Below are 18,694 nucleotides of genomic sequence, written 5' to 3'. Positions count from 1 at the left end.
ATTCGGCGCGCGGCGTGTCGGCGAAGGCGCGGGTTCAATCAATTAAAACCGTGTGGCGATCTCCCCCAGTCGTCGATACGCCGTCTCGCGTGCGGCAAGGATCGTGTCCACCGGGCCGGTGGTCGGCCCGATCGGCACGAAGCGCACGTCGCTGACGCCGATGAAGCGGAGCGCCTCGCGCAAATAGGGCGTTGCCATGTCGATGCGGCCACGGTTCATGCCGGTGGTGAAGTCGCTGCCGGAGGCGAGGATCACGACGGTCGGGCGGTTCTTCAGCAGCGGAAGATATCCCTGCACCGGATCGAAGCGGAACGTCAGCCCGGGCTGGATGACGATGTCGAACCATTGCTTCAGCTTGTAGGGGATGCCGAAATTCCACATCGGCGTCGAGATCAGCACGCGATCAGCCAGCGAGAAGCGCAACGCCATCCGTTCGGCCTCGGCGAAGCTGTCGCGCTGCGCGTCGTTGAAAGCCTGCGCCTTCATCCGCGCATATTTGGCCTCGACGATTGGACCTGCGAAATCCGGCATGCGCTCGCGCCAGAGATCGACAACGTCGATGTCCCAATCCGGTCGCGCCTGACGAAAGCCGTCAAGGAAGACGCGCGCGCCGGCGCTTGACTCGGAGTCGGGGCGGGGCGAGCAAGACAGATGCAGGAGCTTCGCCACTGCTCATCCCAACGCTTTGATGACGGTATCCGACCGCGTGACGACGGCGACGTTCTGCATGGCAAAATTGATCGAGGCCGTGTGCCAATCGACATTCATGGTCGAGCAGCAATCCTCAGGGACGATCATGAAATAGCCCTTATCGGCGCCGGTCCGCGCAGTGTGCTCGACCGACATGTTTGTCCAGGCGCCGGTGTTGATGATCATGTTGCGCCCGGTGGCCTTGAGAATCGTCTCGAGCCGGGTACCTTCCCAGGCGCTCATCCGCATCTTCTCGACGACGAAATCGCCGGGCCGCGGCTCGAGGCCCGAAACCGGTGCCGCGCCCCAGCTGCCGCGCACCATCGCCTTGCTGTCGACAAGACCCTCGAACAGCGGCGCATTCAGCGTCACGCCGGGCGCGCCGGGCTCGACCACGAACCAGACATGGATGATGGCCACGCCGCGCGCACGCGCAGCTTCCGCCAGGCGACGGACGTTCTCGACGACATGCTGCTGCTTCGCGTGCTCCGGCGCTCCTGACTCGGCGAACGCTCCGCCATCCATGATAACATCGTTCTGAAGATCCTGGATGATCATGGCGCAGCGGCTCGGATCGAGCCGCATCTCGCCGTCGGCGAGGATGGGGGCTGCGGCCGCGGGGCCGGCGCTCGTGGCGCCGCCGCCGCTGCGCCTGCCACTCATATAGGGCTCATGGCGTGGCCCGACCCTGGTCGGGATGGCGTAGACCGAATGCGTCGAGGTCAGGTACAGCGTGCGGAAATCCGGCCCGCCCCAGGCGAGGTTGGCGACGAGTTCAGGCACGCGAACTTTTCCGAGCAACTCGGCGCGGGCGGAATAGACCCAGACTCCGCCAGGCGCGGTGACCCAGACATTGCCATGCTGGTCGCACTTCATGCCGTCCGGTACGCCCGGCTCGAGCTCGGAGCGGATGCCGCTTGCAAATACGCGCGCGTTCGACAGCGAGCCGTCGGCATTGAAGTCGAACACGCGGATCAGCGCTTGCACGGTGTCGTTGACATAGAGCAGTTTTTCGTCAGGCGAGAAGCACAGCCCGTTCGGCTGCTCGAACAGGCTGTGGTCGACCATGAGCTTCGGCTCGCTGCCGGGCACGACGCGGTAGACGCCCTGGAAGCCGAGCTGGCGCGGGCGTTCGTCGCCGTAGACGGGCATGCGGCCATACCAGGGATCCGAGAAATAGATCGCACCTGACGAGTGCACGCAGACGTCGTTCGGGCTGTTGAGCTCCTGTCCGGCGAAGTGCGAGGCCAGCACCTCGCGTCGCCCGTCGGGCCGCTCGCGGATCAGCGACGAGGTCGCATGTTCGCAGACGATCAGATTGAGCTCGGCGTCGTAGGTCATGCCGTTGCATTTGTTCGACGGGCGCTTGACCTCGGCGACGCCGCGCCTCGCGTCCCAGCGCCGGCGCACATCGCCCGGCATGTCCGAGAACAGCAGGTAGTGATCGACCGGATGCCAGATCGGTCCCTCCGTGAAATCAAAACCTGTGCCGACCTGCGCGACCGGCGCATAGGGGTCGATCAGGGTCTCGAATTCGGAGCGCAAGGTGACATGCGTCATCGGTTGGTCCTTGAGGAAACGTCAGGCCGGGAACCAGTTGCGTTCGGGCAGAGACTGCACGATCGGTCCGGGGACCTGATCGTGCAGGCGTCCGACGACCATGCCGCCCTCGATTTTGGCCGGCCTGTCGTGCACCGGCAGCAGATAACGCGAATTGCTGAGCAGCTTCTTGATGGAAGCCTTCTCCGCGCGCTTGGAGGTGCCGTGGTTGCCGGTGGTGCGCGGCTCCCAGTCGTGGATCTCGTTGAAGGGCGTGACGATCTGGTCGTTGAAATCGTAGATCACGTCGCCGCAGATGGTGGCGATGCCGTCCGCGGTCTCGACGATGACATTCATCGAGCCCTCGGTGTGGGCATTGGCGGCATCGCAATAGACGCCGGGCATCAGCTCGATCGGGCCTGTGATTTCGAGATCGAGGAATCTCAGTGCACTCTTGGTGTGCAGCCGGTCGATCAGATGCTTGATATCGGGCGCCGGATATTGCGGATGCATCAGGCCGGAGACGGAATATTCGAGCTCCTTGCGGTTGACGACGACAGTCGTGTTCATCGGGAATAGATCGTCCTTGCCGGCGTGGTCGATGTGCAGATGGGTGTGACAGACGAAGCGGACGTCGCCCATGCGCACACCGTGGCGCGCCAGCTGGTTTTCGATCATGTGTTCGTGGTACTGCAACCCGCGCATGCCCAGCGTCTCCATGATCTGGTTGGAGCGATAGCCGGTGTCGATGACGACCGGATATTTGCCGCCGAGGATCAAAAAGCCGAGCGTGAGGACGCGGCGGGTGCGGCCGCAGTCGCGGCCGAGGACCAGAAAGCTCGATTCCAGCTCAATATCGCCGTAGTCCAGGATCTTGATCTCCAGCGCCATTCGCTTCCCTCCCTATTCTGTTTCTTGTCTGTTAAAGTCGGTAGACGCGCGTTGCTGTGTCCTTGAAGATCGCATCTCGTTGCGCCGCGCTCAGCGTCGCTGTCGCCGCGTGAAACGCGTCGACGAGCTCTCGATAGCTGGTCCACAACTTCTCGATTGGGAAATTGGAGCCGAACAAGCAGCGCTCGGCGCCGAAGATCGCAACCGTGTCTGCAACCACTGCCGCGATATGCGCGGGATCGTTGCGATGGACGAAGGTGCCGAGGCCCGAGAGCTTTGAGACCACGTTCGGGCAGGCCGCGAGCCGGGCCATCCCGGCGCGCCAGGCCGCGCGTCCCGCTGGCCGGGGATCCTCGAGCATGCCGGCATGCTGGAGGATGAAGGTCACCTTGGGGCAGGATTCGACGAGCTGCGCTGCATCCGGCATCTGTGGCGTGAAGACCTGGAGATCGAAGCTCCAGCCGTAGTCGGCGAGACGGGCGACGTTGCGACGGACCATGGGATCGATGCAGAGATCGGGCGTTGCCGCGAAGCGATAGAGCGGGTTCTCGTGCCAGTGCAGTTGCATTCGTACCCCGCGCACCAGGGAATAGCGCTTCAGCCGGTCGAGTTGCGGGCGTACGTCGTCCACGGCGAAATTGGCATAACCGACGATCGCGTGCGGCCAGCCGTGTTCGTCGGCGGTCTGCTGCACCCAAGCTGCTTCGTCCTCAAAACGGTCGTTGGCCCAGTTGGTCTGGACATAGACGGAGCGGGTGACGCCGCTGCCTTTGAGGTCGTCGAGATATTCCTGGATCGGATAGTCGCGCCGGATCGGTTCGTACGGCCCAAAGATGCGTGGCTGCATCGGGCCGGTCAGCCAGGGCAAGTCGACCTGCCGCCAGATATGATGATGCCCGTCCACAATCTCGGTCACGCAACTCTCCTCCGTCCCAGTGCCAGTACATGCGCGACGATCGACGCGCTCGATCCGCCGTCGACGAGATCGTCGACGAAGCGCTCGATAGCGATGAGCGCTTCAGTCTGAGGGCGAAAGCCCGGGCCCGTCGCGAGCGGCGTCAGCCAGCTCACGCGCCAGGCGCGCCGCGACAATTTAGCGACCGCGTCGCGCAGCGCGTCGGGCTCACCGCGCTCCAGCCCGTCCGAGACGACGATCACGACCGCCCCGCGCGCATAACCACCGAAGCGGGGGACCGCGAGGAAGGCCTGCAGCGCATCTCCGATGCGGGTGCCGCCGTCCCAATCGCTCACGAGATGGGCAGCCGCATTAAGCGCCTGCTCGCGCCGCTTCAGCCGCAGCGCCCGGGTGACGCGGGTCAGCCGCGTACCGAAGGTGAAGACCTCGACATTGGGCGCGGCCTGCACCAGCGCGTGTGCGAGCTTCATGTTCTCGTCGGTGCGGCTCTTCATCGAGCCGGAGACGTCGATCAGCAGCAGGAATTTTCGCGGGCGCTGGCGCCGCTTCATGTGACCGAGGCGAAGAATCTCGCCGTCGCTGCGGACGCTGTCGCGCAAGGTGCGGCGGAAATCGGCGAAGGGACCGCGGCGGGCGCGCATCCGGCGATGGCCGCGCCGTCGCGGCAGGCGCCGCGGGGCCTCGCGCGCCAGCCGACGGAGCGCTTCGGTCGTGGAGAGCTGCGCAAAGCGGCGCTCGACCAACGCCTCGGTGCGGGTCGCCGTAAGCCCCGATTCATTCGCCTCGTCGGAAAGCAAAGGCTCGTCGTCGCCGCGGCCTTCCTCCTGAAGCCGGACGGTCTCGTCGCCTTCGCCGTCGTCGGCATGCTCGATGGCCTCGCTGCCGCGGAAATGAAGATCGAACAGTCGGTCGAAGGTCGCGCGGCGCTCAGGCGGTGGGGCGAGGGTGGCCAGCCCCGCCTGCCTGATATCCCGGAGGTCACGCGGGCCGAGCAGCTCGATCGCAGTGAGGAATGAGGTCGTCTGCTCCGGAGCGACGGCAAAGCTGTTGGCGCGCAGCAATGCGACGAAGGAGACGAAGATGCGGGCGGCCGGTGGCAGTTGGAGGTCGGCGCTCATGCGGTCGCCTCCGCGAGCAGGGCGTCGAGCCGGGGCGAGATGAAGTGTAAATCTTCCTCGTCTTTCAGCGCCAAGCCAATCGAGCGCTTGAAAGCGTCGGGCCAACGCGCGCCGCCCTTATTCAGCAGCGTTGCGGCCTCGGCCCAGTCGACAGCCTCGGCGACGCCAGGCGCCTTGCTGAGCGGTTCACGCCGGAGCTTGCCGACGGCGGCGACGACGGCGCGGGCGGTGGCTTCGGCGACGCTGGAGGCGCGCAGCATAACGATCCGAGCCTCGCGCTCTTCCGTGGGATAATCGATCCAGTGATAGACGCAGCGGCGGCGCAGGGCCTCGTGCAAGTCGCGCGTGCGGTTTGAAGTGAGTACGACGACGGGGCGCTCGGCGGCGCGTACGGTTCCCCGCTCGGGGATCGAGATCTGGAAGTCGGAGAGGAATTCGAGCAGGAAGGCCTCGAATTCCTGGTCGGCGCGGTCGATTTCGTCGATCAGGAGCACGGTCGAGTCCGGGGCGCGGAGGGCGGCGAGCATCGGCCGCTCGATTAAAAAGGTCTCGCCGTAGATGTCGATGCTTTCGTCGCCGGCCTGGCGGATCGCGAGCATCTGACGAGGATAGTTCCATTCGTAGAGCGCCGCAGAAGCGTCGATACCCTCGTAGCATTGCAGGCGGATCAGGCGGCGGCCGAGCACGGCGGCGATGGCTTTTGCGGCCTCCGTCTTGCCGACACCCGGCGCGCCCTCCAGCAGCAACGGCTTGCCGAGCGCGAGGCCGAGATAGGCGGCAGTCGCAAGGCCCTCGTCGGCGAGGTAATAGGCCGCGCGTAGCGCCTTCTCCAGCGCCTCCGGGCTGTCGATACCGACGATGTTACTGCGGACCGCCATGGACGAAACCTCTAGCGCCGCGCCTGCGGCCGTGCGCCGCCCTGGGCCTTGATCGCGCGCAGCACTTTTTCAGGCGTAATCGGCAGATCGTCGATGCGTACGCCGACCGCGTTGAAGATCGCATTGGCGACGGCCGGCAGTACCGGGTTGGCGCACATCTCGCCGGGGCCTTTGGCGCCGAAAGGACCGTCGGGGGCAGGACGCTCCAACACGGCAATATCATGCGGGCAGATGTCACCGGGGCCGGGCATCAGATATTCGACGAAGTCGCGCGGGCCGTGCACGGTCTCGGGATAGTGAGGCTCGGTCGTCTCGTAGAGTGCGTGGCTGACGCCCATCCAGGCGCCGCCGACGAGTTGCTGCTCGACGAGGCGCGGATTGAGCGCGCGGCCGAGTTCATACGCGGAATCCATCCGCACCATCGCGACCTCGCCGGTCTCGTCATCGACATCGACCTCGGCGACGAGGCAGGCGTGGGCGTAGCAGGTTGCGGGCGACATCTCGCCGGTTTCAGGATCGACGGCGGAGAGCGGCACCAGGAAGATGCCGCGGCCGGAGATCGTCTTGCCCTGCTTGAACTGTGCGGCGATCGCGACGTCCTTGGTCGAGATCGAGCGGTGCGGCGCGCCCTTGACGTGGATATTGCCGCGCCCGTCGGTTTCCAGATCGGCGGCGTTGACCTCCAGCTCCTCGGCAGCAGCCTCCATCATCACGCCGCGTGCCTCCCGGGCCGCCGCCATCACGGCATTGCCGACGCGGTGGGTGCCGCGCGAGGCGAACGAGCCCATGCAATGCGGGCCGGTGTCGGAATCGGCCGTGTCGACGTAGACGTCCTCGACCGGCACGCCCAATGTCTCGGCGCAGATCTGCCGCGTCACCGACTTCATGCCCTGGCCGAGATCGATGGACGACAGCGCCACCGTGAACTTGCCGCTCGGGTTGGAATGCACCAGTGCCTGGCTGGGGTCTCCGCCGAGATTCATGCCGATGGGATAGTTGATCGACGCGATGCCGCGTCCGCGATGCCGGGTCATCTAGCGCCTCCTGGTGCCGAAGACGGAGGAGAAACGGGTTGCGCCATGCGAGGGCGCGGCCGGCGGCGGCGGAGCAGGCGGTGGCGGCTCGCGCGGCGGTTCGCGGGTGACGGTGGGCGGGAGCCGGTCATAGCTGGTGCGCTGCTGCACTGGAGCCATGGGCCGGCTGCGCGAATCCGCCGGTGTCGGCGGGATCACGGCGCGGCTGCCGCCGCCGTCCTTGCGCGAGGAGGCCCGCTTGAATTCCTCGCGGATCGGCCACTTTGCTTTTTCGGCCGCGACCTGCACGCATTCGATCAGGGCGGTGTTCTTGGCCTCGCGCCGGTGCGCCTTCATGTCGCCGTCGCGATAGGCGTTCAGAATCCGGAATTCCATTGGATCCATGTTGACGAGGTGCGCCAGCTTGTCCATCTGGCATTCGATCGCAAAGTCCATCGCGGTGACGCCAAAGCCGCGCATGGCGGTGGCTGGTGTCCGGTTGGTGAAGACGCAATAGACGTCGCCATAGACGTTCGGGATAGTGTAGGGGCCAGGCAGATGCGCGGCGCATTTCACGGCGGCGTAGCTGGACAGGCGCGTATAGGCGCCGCTGTCGAAATAGCATCGGATCTTTCGCGCGACGACGCGGCCGTCGCGCATCACGCCGTCCTTGATGTAGATGCGTTCGGCGCCGCGTGGCGGCCCGTATTGCATCTCCTCCTCGCGCCCGAATACGTAGCGTACGGGTCGCCCGGTCAGCATCGCGCCGAGAATTGCGAGGGGCTCGGTCAGCGTATCGACCTTGCCGCCAAAACCGCCGCCGACGGTGCCGCCGATGAAGTGGAAGGTGTTGGAGGGCACGTCCAGGATCTTTGCGCAGGTGTCGACCGAGAAGAACAGCGCCTGCGTCGAGGTGTAGACGACGTAGCGGCCGTTGGTGTCGGGCGCCGCGATCGCGCCGTTGGTCTCGGTCGGCGCGTGCTCGATCGGCGACATCTGGTAGCGCTGCTCCAGCACGTGATCGGCGGTTGCGAGGGCAGCGTCGGCATCGCCAAAGCGCAGCTTCTGGTGATCGTAGACCTCGTGATAGGTAAAAGTGTTCTTCGGATAGGTCTCGTTGACGACGGGCGCGCCGGGCTTGAGCGCTTCCTCGACGTCGAACACCGCCGGCAGCGGTTCATAGTCGACCTTGACCTTTGCGATCGCCTCGAACGCCTCGCGCTCGCTGTCGGCGACGATGGCGACGATCGGCTCGCCCTTGTAGCGGACCTTGTCGACTGCCAGCGACGGCTCGTCGTCCTTGCCGAAATTGATCAGGCTGAGAAGCGTGTTGAGATTGACCGGCACGTCGGTGCCGCGAATGATCCGGCGCACCCCGGCCGAGCGTTCGGCTTCGGTGATGTCGATGCGGCGAATCCTGGCATGCGCTTGCGTCGAGCGGACGACCTTCAGATGCAGCATGCCCTGCAGCTTGTGGTCGTTGAAATAGCTCGACGTGCCCGTGACATGCCCGAGCATGTCCTGACGCTGGGTGCCCTTGCCGATTTCCTTTAAATTATCGTCGCGCTCGTCGGCGAAGATGTCCTTGCGCAGTTCCAGCATGGTGACGTCCTTCAGGCGCTGGCCCGGCCGCCGGCGACGGCCAGAATGGCGTTGATGATCGGTTCGTAGCCGGTGCAACGGCAGATATTGCCGGAAATCGCTTCAATGACCTCGTCGCGGTTGGGCGAGGGGTTGCGGTCGAGCAGAGCCTTTGCGGCCATCAGCATGCCCGGCGTGCAATAGCCGCACTGAGCGGCAAAATGGTCGGCGAAGGCGCGCTGCAGCGGATGCAGGTTCGGACCCTGCTTCATGCCGTCGAGTGTCTCGACCGAGCGACCTCCCACCGTTTCCGCCAGTGTCAAACACGAGAGATGAAGCTCACCGTCGATCAGCACGCTGCAGGTGCCGCAACCACCCTGGCCACAGCCGAATTTGGGCGTCATGTCGCCGATCAGCTCGCGCAGCGCGACCAGGAGATTGGTGCCGCCGTCGACGAAGATGGCGACGTCGCGGCCATTGTGCCGGAATTGCAGAGGTATCTTGGACATGGGGCTCTATTCCTGTCCCGACAGCAGGCGACGCAGGTGGACGCCGACGATCTCACGGCGATACCAGGCGCTGCCGAGCGCATTGTCGGATGGCGATGTTCCTTCAGTCGCGGCGGATGCAGCGGCAGCGATGGTTGCGGCATCCAGCGAGCGGCCCTCCAGTGCACGTTCGGCGGCGCGGGCCCGGATCTGCGTCGGTGCCATCGAGCCCAGCGCGATCCGGGCGCCCGCGATCCGGCCGCCGCTGATCGGCAGATGCGCGGCCAGCGTGATGACCGAGCCGCCCTTGGGCTTAATGCGGGCGATCTTGCGATAGCGGAACGCCTCGGTGCTGGCGGGTCGGGTGCAGGACACCGACAGCACCAGCGTCCCGGCCTGCCGGTCGCGCGCCTGCAGGAATTCTTCAATCGGGATATCCCGGGAGCCAAAGCCACCCTGCACGGCCACGGTAGCATCCAGCGCCAGCAGCGCGACGGTAAAGTCGCCGTACGGGGTCGGCGCAAAGAGATTGCCGCCGACTGTCCCCATATTGCGTACGGCGGGGCCGCCGATCGAGCGCGCCGGGGCATGCAGGAAGGCGAGATCGCGCTCGGCGAGGACGCGCGCGAAGGTGACGCCGGCGCCCAGCGTGATGCGCGGGCCTGAGGCATCGATCCGGGTCAGTGCCTGATCCTGCGCGCGGACGACGGTCGAGATCGAGACGTCGCCTTCATTCAGCGCCCGCATCACCAGCGTGCCGCCGCAGAGATAGCGCGCGCTACGGTCGGTGGAGAGTGCCCCGGCCGCCTCACTGGCGCTGGTGAAAGTCTTCACTGTCACGCCCATCTATGCGGCCTCCTTCAGATGGCGGCGGATTGCCTCAAACCCGGCCTGATAAATGTCTTCGGCGACCATGTGGGTGATGCGGTCGCGGTCTTCCGGTTTAGTCGTGAAACGAGATTCCCAGTGCCAGAACGTGCGGTCGCCGTCGGTGACCGGCAGCAGGCGGACATGGGCGACGTAGTTGAACATCGGGATCGGGGTATCGAGCAGGCAATAGCTGAAGCTCTGTTCGAGATCGGACAGCGCCAGCAATTGCTCGCGCAGTTCCGCGCCGTCCTTGAGCTTGAACCGCCTGACGCAGCCGATCTTGTCCGAGGCGTGCGCACGCTCGATCGAGGACGTCGCGACCGCCGGATGCCAGCGGTCGTGCCCGTTGAAATCGCGGAGCACCGACCACGCCGCATCGGTCGGCGCGTCCAGGATCGTGCTTTTGACGATATGCGGCACCGCCATCACCCTCCGAACACGCGCTTGAGGGCATCGAAGCCGCCCTGGAATACGCCGCCGCCGATGTTGCCGACGAGCTCGGTCTCTCGCTCCGGCGTGCAGTCGAACTCGGCGGTCCATTCCATAAAGGTCTGGTCGCCGTCGGTGACGGGCGTCAGGCGCAGCGTCGCGACATAGTTTTCGACGCCCATTGGAGATTCGAGGATCGAGTAGGTGCAGAACATGTCGTAGTCCGACAGGCCGAGCAGCTTCTCGCGGATGCGGTCGCCGTTGCGCAGGCGAAAATCTCGCACACAACCGATCTTGTCTGAAGGCTCGCCGCCCTCGATGCGGCTTTCCGCGATCGCGGGATGCCAGTTCGGTAGGCCGTTGAAGTCGCGCACGCGGGCCCAGACGCGGTCGTTGCGCGCATTGACGACGGTGGAGACGTAGACGCGGGGCATGATTGACCTCAGCTCTTCTTCCGCGGACCGCGCTCGGCCGGCGGTTCGCCGCCTTCCCCTGATGGCGCCAGCGAAGCGGCCGGCTTGTCGCCGCCACCGCCGCCCTTGCGCGCGGAATCCTTGATACCCTGCATGTCGCGGGCCTCGCGGATCAGGCCGGGCATCTTGGCGAGGCTGCCTCCCTCGACGCCGATATCCGCCAGCAGCGAATCGATCAGCGGCGCCTGCACGCGATAGCGCAGCGCGGAATCGATCACCTCGTCGGTGGCGCTGCGACCGCCATTGCCGCCGTGACCATTGCCGTTCAGGCCGTCGACCTGGAGGATGCGAATGCCCTCGATCTTCTCCATCGGCTTGACGCTCTCGCGCACGATGCCTTCGATCTTGTCGAGCAGCTTTCGGCGGAACAGCGAGTAGCGCGCCTGGTCCGTGAGCACGTTTTCGGCTTCGTTGAGCATCCGCTGGGCCTCAGCCTCGACGGCCGCGCGCACACGCTCGGCCTCAGCAGCGATACGCGTCTCCTCAGCCTGCTTTTCGGCGATCATTACCTCGACTGTCTTGCGGCGCTTTGCAATCTCGCTCTCACGTGCAGTGATGACACGTTCGGTCGCCTCAGTAGCCCGCATCCGCGCTTCCTCCGCCATCGCCTTGGCGGCTGACTCTTCCAGCGACTTCTGATGGATGGCGATCGCCTTCTCCATCAAGACTGTTTCAACGTCCTTCTCGCGATTGATTTCGAGCTTGCGCAGTTCGCGTTCGCGGCCGATGCGGGCCTCGTCGAGGCCGCGGTCGGAGGCGATGCGCGCGCGCTCGACTTCCTCGCGGGAGGCGATCTCGGCTTCCTGGAGCGACTGGACGCGGGCCACTTCGAGCTGCTCGATCGCGCGCCGGCGTTCCAGCCGAGCAGCTTCGAGGGCTTGCTCGCGCGAAACATCCGTGGTCTCGACCTCCCTGCGGGCGACGATTTCGGCCTGCCGCACTTGGCGGTCAGCGTCGATCCGCTCGGATTTCTTAGCGGAAAGAGCAATGACGCGATCCTCGTCGGCGATCTCGATGGCCTTCTTCTGCTCGATATTGAGGACTTCGCGTTTCTTGGACGAGTTGATCCGTTCGGCTTCGAGCGCGAGATCGACACCGATGCGTTGGCGCTCGATGGCGTCGCGCCGCTTCAACTCGGCAGCCTCCAGCGCACCGGTGCGCTCGATTTCGAGCGAGCGCGTGTCGCGCTCGGCCTGGATGCGCTCGGCTGCGACCGCCTTTTCCTGGGCGATGCGGGCCGCCTCGATCGCCTCGCGGGAGGCGATGTCGGCCTCCTCGACGGCCCGGTTGCGGGCGATCTCCAGCGAACGCACGCGCTCTTCCTGGGCGATGCGCGAGGCTTCGGTGGTCTCGCGCGCAGCGATGCCGGCAACCTCGAGCATCTGGTTACGCTCGATCTCAAGCTGCCGCGTGTTCTGCTCGGCGGCGATTCGATCGGCCGCGAGTGTCCGTTCGCGGGCGATGCGGGCGGCTTCGACCGCGCGCTGCGCCTCGATCTCCGCCTCCTGGATGGTGCGGACCTGCTGGATTTCCAGCGCGCGGGTGCGCTCGTCCGACGAGATGCGCTCGACGTTGACGATCAACGTCTGGGCAATGCGGGCCTTCTCGGTGGCTTCGCGGGCAGCGATCTCGGCCTCGTCGACTGCGCGGGTGCGCTCGATCTCACGGCGGCGCGTTTCCTCTTCGTTGGCGATGCGGGCGTCGGTGACGACGCGGTCCTGCTGGATCCGGGCCTTTTCGACCGCCTCGCGGGCGGCGATCTCGGCTTCCTCGACGGTCCGCATCCGCTCGATCTCAAGCTGGCGCACCTCGCGTTCAGAGGCAATCCGCGTCGTGTCGATCGAGCGTTGATTGGCGATCCGCGTCTTCTCGACCTCCTCGCGCGCCAGCAGCTCCTTCTCTTCGATGGTGCGGGTACGCTCGATCTCCCTCTGGCGGGTCTCTCGCTCGGAAGCGATGCGTGCCTCCGCAATGGCCTGTTCATTGGCGATTCGCGACCGCTCGATCGCCTCGCGCGCGGAAATCTGCGCCTGCTCGGCCTCCGTCTCGCGCAGCGCGCGTTCGCGGGCGACTTCGGTGCGCTGGAGCGCACGGCGCATCTCGATGTCGCGTTCCTGCTCCAATCTCGCGGTCTCGCTCTCGCGCTCGATGTCGAGGGCCTGCCGCTCGGCCTCGAGATTGCGGGTGCGGATCCTGATCATCGAGTCCTGCTCGATGTCGTTGCGCAGCTTACGCTTGGCCTCGATGTCCTCCATCAGCTTGGTCAAGCCTTCGGCGTCAAAGCGGTTCGAGGGGTTGAAGAATTCGAGGTCGGTCTGGTCGAGATCCGTGATGGCGACGGATTCGAGCTCAAGGCCGTTCTGCGCGAGAGCTTCGGCCGCATTGGTCTTGACGCGCACGACATAGTCGCCGCGCCGTTCGTGCATCTCCTCGAGGGTCATTTCGGAAGCGACGGAGCGGATCGCAGAAATAAACTTGCCGGCCAGCAGCGCGTGGAGCTGCTCCGGCTCCATGGTGCGGCGGCCGAGCGTCGCAGCCGCAATCGACACCGCTTCGCGGGTCGCCTGGACGCGGACATAGAAGTCGGCCTCGATATCGACACGCATGCGGTCGCGGGTGATGACCGCATCCTGTTTGGAACGCACGATGCCCATCGGCAGCACGTTCATGTTGACCGGCGTGTAGTCGTGAATGAACGGCAGCACGAAGGCCCCGCCGTTGATCACCACGCGCTCGCCGAGAAAACCGGTTCGGACGAACGACACCTCCTTGGAGGAGCGGTGGTAGAGCCAGTTGACGATGTAGACGCCAACCACGATCACGATGATCGCGACGATCAGCCAGAGGATTAACTCGCCGACCAGGATCCCTGACATACTTTCCTCCCTCAATCGTTCCGGCGATTATCGCGCGCCGATCGCCTTGAATTTGCGGACTTGGTCCGTCAAGGCCCGCTCCACCGGCAGCCGCTCCATCGAGGAGGCGCCATAGAAGCCGTGGCAGTGACGGGTGTTCTTCATGATGAAATCGGCATCTGCGGGATCCGCGATCGGACCGCCATGGGCGAGCACGAGGATGTCCGGATTGACGCTGAGCGCAGCGGAGGCCCAGGTGTCGATGCGTGCCGGGCAGTCCTTCAGCTTGGGCGCTGTCTGGGCGCCGATCGTGCCGCCGGTGGTAAGCCCGAGATGGCAGACGATGATGTCGGCCCCCGCTATCGCCATCGCGGCGGCTTCCTTTTCGCTGAAGACGTAGGGCGTCGTCAGGAGATCCTTCTCGCGTGCTTTCGCGATCATGTCGATCTCCAGGGCATAGGACATGCCGGTCTCTTCGAGATTGGCGCGGAAGACGCCGTCGATCAGGCCGACAGTCGGAAAGTTCTGGACGCCGGCAAAACCGAGCGCTTTGAGCTGGTCGAGGAACACGTCCATGTCCCGGAATGGGTCGGTGCCGTTGACGCCGGCGAGCACCGGCGTCTGGTGGACGACGGGCAGGACCTCGCTGGCCATTTCGAGCACGATGGCGTTGGCGTCGCCATAGGGCATGAGCCCCGCGAGCGAACCGCGGCCTGCCATGCGGTAGCGGCCGGAATTGTAGATCACGATGAGATCGACGCCGCCGGCTTCCTCGCATTTGGCAGATAGGCCTGTGCCGGCGCCGCCGCCGACGATGGGCTCGCCGCGCTTCGCCATCTCGCGGAACCGCCTCAAAAGTGTTGCACGCTCAAACCGGACCATCGGTCACCTCACCATTCTCCGGCGCGCCCCGACGCGTCCGAACAGCGTTCGGAACGCGGCTGTAATGGTCGTGGCGAACTCGGGATCGTTGATGTTCTGCTTGACGCGGATCAGTTGCCGGTTGCCGGTCGTGCGCACCGTGCGCTCCAGCGCGCGGAATAGGGCGGCGTCGGCCTCGGGATCCCAGAACGGCTGGCCGCGCACATCGAGCGTGGAGACGCCGCCCTCGGGCAGGAAGAAGCGCACCGGTCCGTCCATCCGGTTGAGCCGCTCGCCGATCCAGCGACCCATGCGCTCGTTTTCCTCCGCCGTGGTACGCATCAGCGTCACCTGCGGGTTGTGGACGTGGAATTTCCGCGTGCGGTAGCGTTCGGGGATGGTGTCGGGCGCGCCGAAATTGACCATGTCGAGTGCGCCGACCGAGCCGATATAGGGCACGCGGGTGCGGATCGTTGCGCCGAACCGGTCCTCGGTCGCTGGAAACACGCCGCCCATCAGGAAATCGCAGATTTCGGTGGTTGTGAGATCGATGACGCCGGCGAGCTGGCCGGAGTCGACGAGCTTTTCCATCGAGCGGCCGCCGACGCCGGTGGCGTGGAAGACGAGGCACTCGAAATCGTCGCGAAGATCGGCTGCGATCTTCTGTACCGCCGGCGTCGTGACGCCGAACATCGTGATGCCGACCGACGGCAGCGCGGCGCTGGCAGTTCGTTCCCGGGTCTCGCGCTGGTCCAGCCGCGCCCTGACCATGCCGGCGATGGCGTTGGCGCCGTTCGACAGCACCGCGCGCGAGATCGAGTTGAGGCCCTGCACATCGGTGACCGAATGCATCATGGTGATGTCGGCCGGACCGACATAGGGGCCGACGTCACCTGAGGCGACCGAGGAGATGATCAGTTTCGGCACACCGACGGGGAGGGCGCGCATGGCAGGCGCGACCAGCGATGCCGCTCCCGAGCCGCCCGCCGAGATCACACCGGCGATATTGCCCTGGCGCTTGATCCAATTGGCAAAGGCCTCCGCCATCGCCGTCACCGCGACGCCGCGGTCCGGGCCGAACACGGCCGAGCCACCACGGCCATGGTTCAGAGCGATCTCCTGCGCGGAGACGTCGCACGCTGCCTGCCTCCCGCTGGTGGAGACATCGACCAGTCGTACGCGAAGGCCGTTTGCCGCGATGATGTCGCGGATAAAGCGGAGCTCTGTCCCTTTGGTGTCGAGCGTGCCGGCGACCAGTACCACCGGCAGCCCCGACGCCTGCGCCGTGCCCGGCTCGCGCTTGCGTCTCACGGTATCTTCAAGGCGTGCGACGTGCGTCGAGAGCGTGCGCGCGACCGCCTCGATGCGCGCGATCGGGACCGGCTGGGACCAGCGGGTGGGTGGGGTCGGGTTGGAGACGTAGATACGGATCGGACCATTGGCGCGTATGGGCTGCGGCGTCAACTTCGCTTCACCGCCGGCCACAGGCGCGTCAATGTCAGGCGTGAGCTCGGCGTGCAATCCAACGCCGAGCAGGCGCTGTTGCAAGTCGCGGTCGGCTGCAAGCCGCGCTGAATCGATGATGCGGTTGATACGGCCGTTGACCATGATTGCGACATTGCGCGAGATCGCAGTGGCGACGCCGATGTTCTGCTCGATCAAGAGCACGGCCATGTCGCCGTCTTCGCCGAGCCTCAGCAGCATCTCTTCGACCTGGGAGACGATGACGGGTGCGAGTCCTTCGGTGGGCTCGTCCATGATCAGGAGCTGCGGATTGGTGACCAGCGCTCGCGAGATCGCGAGCATTTGCTGCTCGCCGCCGGAGAGTTGGCCGCCGCCATGGTCCTTGCGTTCGGCGAGGCGGGGAAAGGTGTCGTAGATGCGTTCGACAGTCCAGGCACCGGACCGCATGCCGCCAGCAAGCCGCAAATGCTCGTCGACGCTGAGCGAACGCCAGAGCCGTCGCCCTTGCGGCACATAACCGACACCGCGGCGCGCGATATGGGCCGGAGGCCGTCGCGTGATGTCCTCGCCGCGAACCCGGATCGAGCCGCCGCTCACCGGCACCAGGCCCATGATGGCCTTGCACAGCGTGGTCTTGCCCATGCCGTTACGGCCGACGACGGAGAAGATGCCGGCATCCAGCGAGAGGTCGACGCCCTGCAGTGCGTGCGAATGACCGTAATAGACGTCGAGGCCCCGGACCTCGAGGGCTGCGGCGGAGCGGCGGTCTTCATTCATGGCCCCCTCCGAGATAAAGCTCCTGCACCTCGGGATCGGACTGGATCTCCTGCGGCAGGCCTTCCTTGAAGATGCGGCCGTTGTGCATCATCGTGACGCTCTCGACGACGCGCAGCGCCACGTCCATATCGTGCTCGATGATGATGTAGCCGATATGCGCGGGCAGCGAGGTCAGGATCTCGACCAACTCGGCCCGCTCGGTTGGCGAGAGGCCGGCGGCAGGCTCGTCGAACAGCACGAAGCGCGGCGCGCCGGCGAGCGCCAGTGCGATCTCGAGCTGGCGCTGCTGTCCGTGCGCGAGCTCGGCGACGCGCTGGTTTTTGACCCCCGTCAAATGCACAGCCTGGACGAGATTGTCGGCGGCGTGCATCAGCGCATCATTCTGCCCGGGACGCAAAAACGAAAACCGGCCGCGCGAGACGCCGCGGCAGGCGAGGTAGACGTTGTCCTGTACCGTAAGCCCGGGAAACAGCGCGGAGATCTGATAGGTACGCCGCAGCCCACGGCGAATACGTTCATAGGGCGGGAAATGGGTCACATCCTCGCCGAAGAAGCGGATGGTGCCGGAGGAGGGCGGGAAGTCTCCCGTGATGCAATTGAATAGCGTGGTCTTGCCGGCGCCATTGGAGCCGAGCACGGCGCGCCGTTCTCCGGCGCGCACGGTGATGGTGACGTCGATCAAAGCCGCGAGCGCGCCGAACAGCCGGGTTACGCCGCGCAGCTCGAGTGCTGCACCGGCGCCGACGGCGGAGAGGCGCTGCGCAACGCTATCCATGGCTGCGCCCTCCGCCGGGGCGGTCGGCTGGCCGGCGCTGGCTCTGGCGCCAGCGCTGCCACAGGCCGATCACCCCGTCAGACGACCAGAACACGATGGCGAGGAAGCCGAGCCCGATCAGCAGGCGGAAACGATTGCCATCGAGCCCGATCTTGACCAGGAAATCGAGCGCAAAAGTACGCAACAGGACGAAGATCAGCGCGCCGATATACGGCCCGATGGGCCGTGTGATGCCGCCGACGATGGCGATGATCAGGATGTCAATACAGGCGTTGACGCTGACCGAGCCCGGGGAAATTTGGCGGTAATTCCAGACCTGAAGCACGCCGGCGAGTGCTGCGATGAAGGAGGCGACCGCATAGGCTGCGATGCGGTGAGCGTTGACGTTGAAGCCGAGCGCGGCCATGCGGCGCGGATTGTCGCGCACACCCTGGAGTGCCAGCCCGAACGGCGCACGCGAAATGTAGTCGACCGCGAAATAGCAGAGCGCACCGACGGCAAGCACGATGTAGTAGAAGGGAATATCGGCGCGCCAGTCGACGCCCCAAAAATGCGGCGTGCCGACGGTGTTGATGCCGGTGTGGCCGTTGAAGATCGCCCAGTTCTGGTTGGTGAAGTAATAGAAGGCGGCGCCGATCGCCAGGGTGATCATGATGGTGTAGATGCCCTCGGTGCGGACTGCGAGTGCGCCACCGAGCGTGCCGAAGATCGTGGCAAGCGCGAGCGCCATTGGGACGGCGAGCCACCACGGCCAACCCAGACTGATATTGGCATTGCCGCTGATGCCGAACACCGCGACCATATAGGCCGAGAAGCCGGCGATGGTGAGCTGCATCAGGCTGACCATGCCGCCATAGCCGGCAAGCAGCATCAGGCTGAGCGCGATAGTACCGAGGATCAGGGTCGTCGCGAAAATCTCGATCAGGAAGAAGCCGTTGGCGATCAGCGGCATGATCAGGAGGATGACCGCCACGATCCAGGCTGCGGGGTTGTTGACCTCCGGCCATGTCTGCGCGGGGCGCTGTGCCTCGGCAGCGGGACGAACGGCAACTCGGGCATCGTGGGCGAGCGACATC

At 65.5% G+C, this 18,694-nt stretch carries 17 protein-coding genes; all 17 read right to left on the bottom strand.

Translation table 11 applies throughout. The annotated features are described in order from the left end of the window. Positions 1 to 42 precede the first annotated feature (42 nt). The 17 genes from UB31_RS10890 to UB31_RS10810 are packed head-to-tail and all read right to left on the bottom strand — an operon-like array spanning position 43 to position 18,693. Positions 43 to 669, bottom strand: coding sequence for an FMN-dependent NADH-azoreductase (locus UB31_RS10890; protein WP_045010857.1), 627 nt, complete (start codon positions 667 to 669; stop codon positions 43 to 45). A gap of 3 nt (positions 670 to 672) precedes the next feature. Beyond that, positions 673 to 2,250, bottom strand: a complete 1,578-nt coding sequence (locus UB31_RS10885; protein ID WP_045010856.1) for an isochorismatase family protein — start codon at positions 2,248 to 2,250, stop codon at positions 673 to 675. A 21-nt stretch (positions 2,251 to 2,271) separates the two neighbouring features. Continuing rightward, positions 2,272 to 3,120, bottom strand: coding sequence for an N-acyl homoserine lactonase family protein (locus UB31_RS10880; RefSeq protein WP_045010855.1), 849 nt, complete (start codon positions 3,118 to 3,120; stop codon positions 2,272 to 2,274). Positions 3,121 to 3,151: 31 nt separating this feature from the next. Beyond that, entirely contained in the window at positions 3,152 to 4,036 is an 885-nt protein-coding gene (locus UB31_RS10875; RefSeq protein ID WP_045010854.1) for an amidohydrolase family protein, read from the bottom strand. Next, the gene (locus tag UB31_RS10870) at positions 4,033 to 5,154 is read right to left on the bottom strand and encodes a vWA domain-containing protein (protein WP_045010853.1); all 1,122 of its coding nucleotides are present in this window, start codon (positions 5,152 to 5,154) and stop codon (positions 4,033 to 4,035) included. The genes UB31_RS10875 and UB31_RS10870 overlap by 4 nt, the downstream gene beginning before the upstream one ends. Then, positions 5,151 to 6,032: an AAA family ATPase gene (locus UB31_RS10865; RefSeq protein ID WP_045001015.1), complete on the bottom strand. Its 882-nt coding sequence runs from the start codon at positions 6,030 to 6,032 to the stop codon at positions 5,151 to 5,153. The genes UB31_RS10870 and UB31_RS10865 overlap by 4 nt, the downstream gene beginning before the upstream one ends. 11 nt (positions 6,033 to 6,043) lie before the next feature. Beyond that, positions 6,044 to 7,066, bottom strand: a complete 1,023-nt coding sequence (locus tag UB31_RS10860) for a xanthine dehydrogenase family protein molybdopterin-binding subunit (RefSeq protein ID WP_045001013.1) — start codon at positions 7,064 to 7,066, stop codon at positions 6,044 to 6,046. Beyond that, positions 7,067 to 8,647: a xanthine dehydrogenase family protein molybdopterin-binding subunit gene (locus UB31_RS10855; protein WP_045010852.1), complete on the bottom strand. Its 1,581-nt coding sequence runs from the start codon at positions 8,645 to 8,647 to the stop codon at positions 7,067 to 7,069. 11 nt (positions 8,648 to 8,658) lie between these two features. Continuing rightward, positions 8,659 to 9,135, bottom strand: a complete 477-nt coding sequence (locus tag UB31_RS10850) for a (2Fe-2S)-binding protein (protein ID WP_045001009.1) — start codon at positions 9,133 to 9,135, stop codon at positions 8,659 to 8,661. Between the two features lie 6 nt (positions 9,136 to 9,141). Continuing rightward, complete coding sequence (locus tag UB31_RS10845) at positions 9,142 to 9,960, bottom strand: FAD binding domain-containing protein (protein ID WP_045010851.1); 819 nt, start codon at positions 9,958 to 9,960, stop codon at positions 9,142 to 9,144. After that, positions 9,961 to 10,404, bottom strand: a complete 444-nt coding sequence (locus UB31_RS10840) for an SRPBCC family protein (protein WP_045001215.1) — start codon at positions 10,402 to 10,404, stop codon at positions 9,961 to 9,963. It abuts the gene before it with no gap. 5 nt (positions 10,405 to 10,409) lie between these two features. After that, positions 10,410 to 10,847 (bottom strand): SRPBCC family protein, encoded by a 438-nt coding sequence (locus UB31_RS10835; RefSeq protein WP_045001005.1) that lies wholly within the window; start codon positions 10,845 to 10,847, stop codon positions 10,410 to 10,412. Between the two features lie 8 nt (positions 10,848 to 10,855). Then, positions 10,856 to 13,762 (bottom strand): flotillin family protein, encoded by a 2,907-nt coding sequence (locus tag UB31_RS10830; protein WP_045010850.1) that lies wholly within the window; start codon positions 13,760 to 13,762, stop codon positions 10,856 to 10,858. Positions 13,763 to 13,789: 27 nt separating this feature from the next. Continuing rightward, positions 13,790 to 14,623 carry a phosphoenolpyruvate hydrolase family protein gene (locus UB31_RS10825; RefSeq protein WP_045010849.1) on the bottom strand — a complete coding sequence of 278 codons (834 nt, stop codon included), beginning with the start codon at positions 14,621 to 14,623 and terminating at the stop codon, positions 13,790 to 13,792. A 3-nt stretch (positions 14,624 to 14,626) separates the two neighbouring features. Further along, positions 14,627 to 16,843 (bottom strand): ABC transporter permease, encoded by a 2,217-nt coding sequence (locus UB31_RS10820; protein WP_045010848.1) that lies wholly within the window; start codon positions 16,841 to 16,843, stop codon positions 14,627 to 14,629. After that, a complete protein-coding gene (locus UB31_RS10815; RefSeq protein ID WP_045010847.1) occupies positions 16,836 to 17,618 on the bottom strand; it encodes an ABC transporter ATP-binding protein in 783 nt (260 codons plus the stop codon). Before UB31_RS10815 ends, UB31_RS10820 begins: the two co-directional genes overlap by 8 nt. Beyond that, the gene (locus UB31_RS10810; protein WP_045010846.1) at positions 17,611 to 18,693 is read right to left on the bottom strand and encodes a branched-chain amino acid ABC transporter permease; all 1,083 of its coding nucleotides are present in this window, start codon (positions 18,691 to 18,693) and stop codon (positions 17,611 to 17,613) included. The genes UB31_RS10815 and UB31_RS10810 overlap by 8 nt, the downstream gene beginning before the upstream one ends. Between the last annotated feature and the right edge of the window lies 1 nt (position 18,694).

The organism is Bradyrhizobium sp. LTSP849 (genome assembly GCF_000938255.1).
Lineage (GTDB): Bacteria > Pseudomonadota > Alphaproteobacteria > Rhizobiales > Xanthobacteraceae > Bradyrhizobium.
The sequence above is the reverse complement of the archived record's forward strand: the minus strand, read 5'-3'. Positions and strand labels throughout refer to the sequence as shown.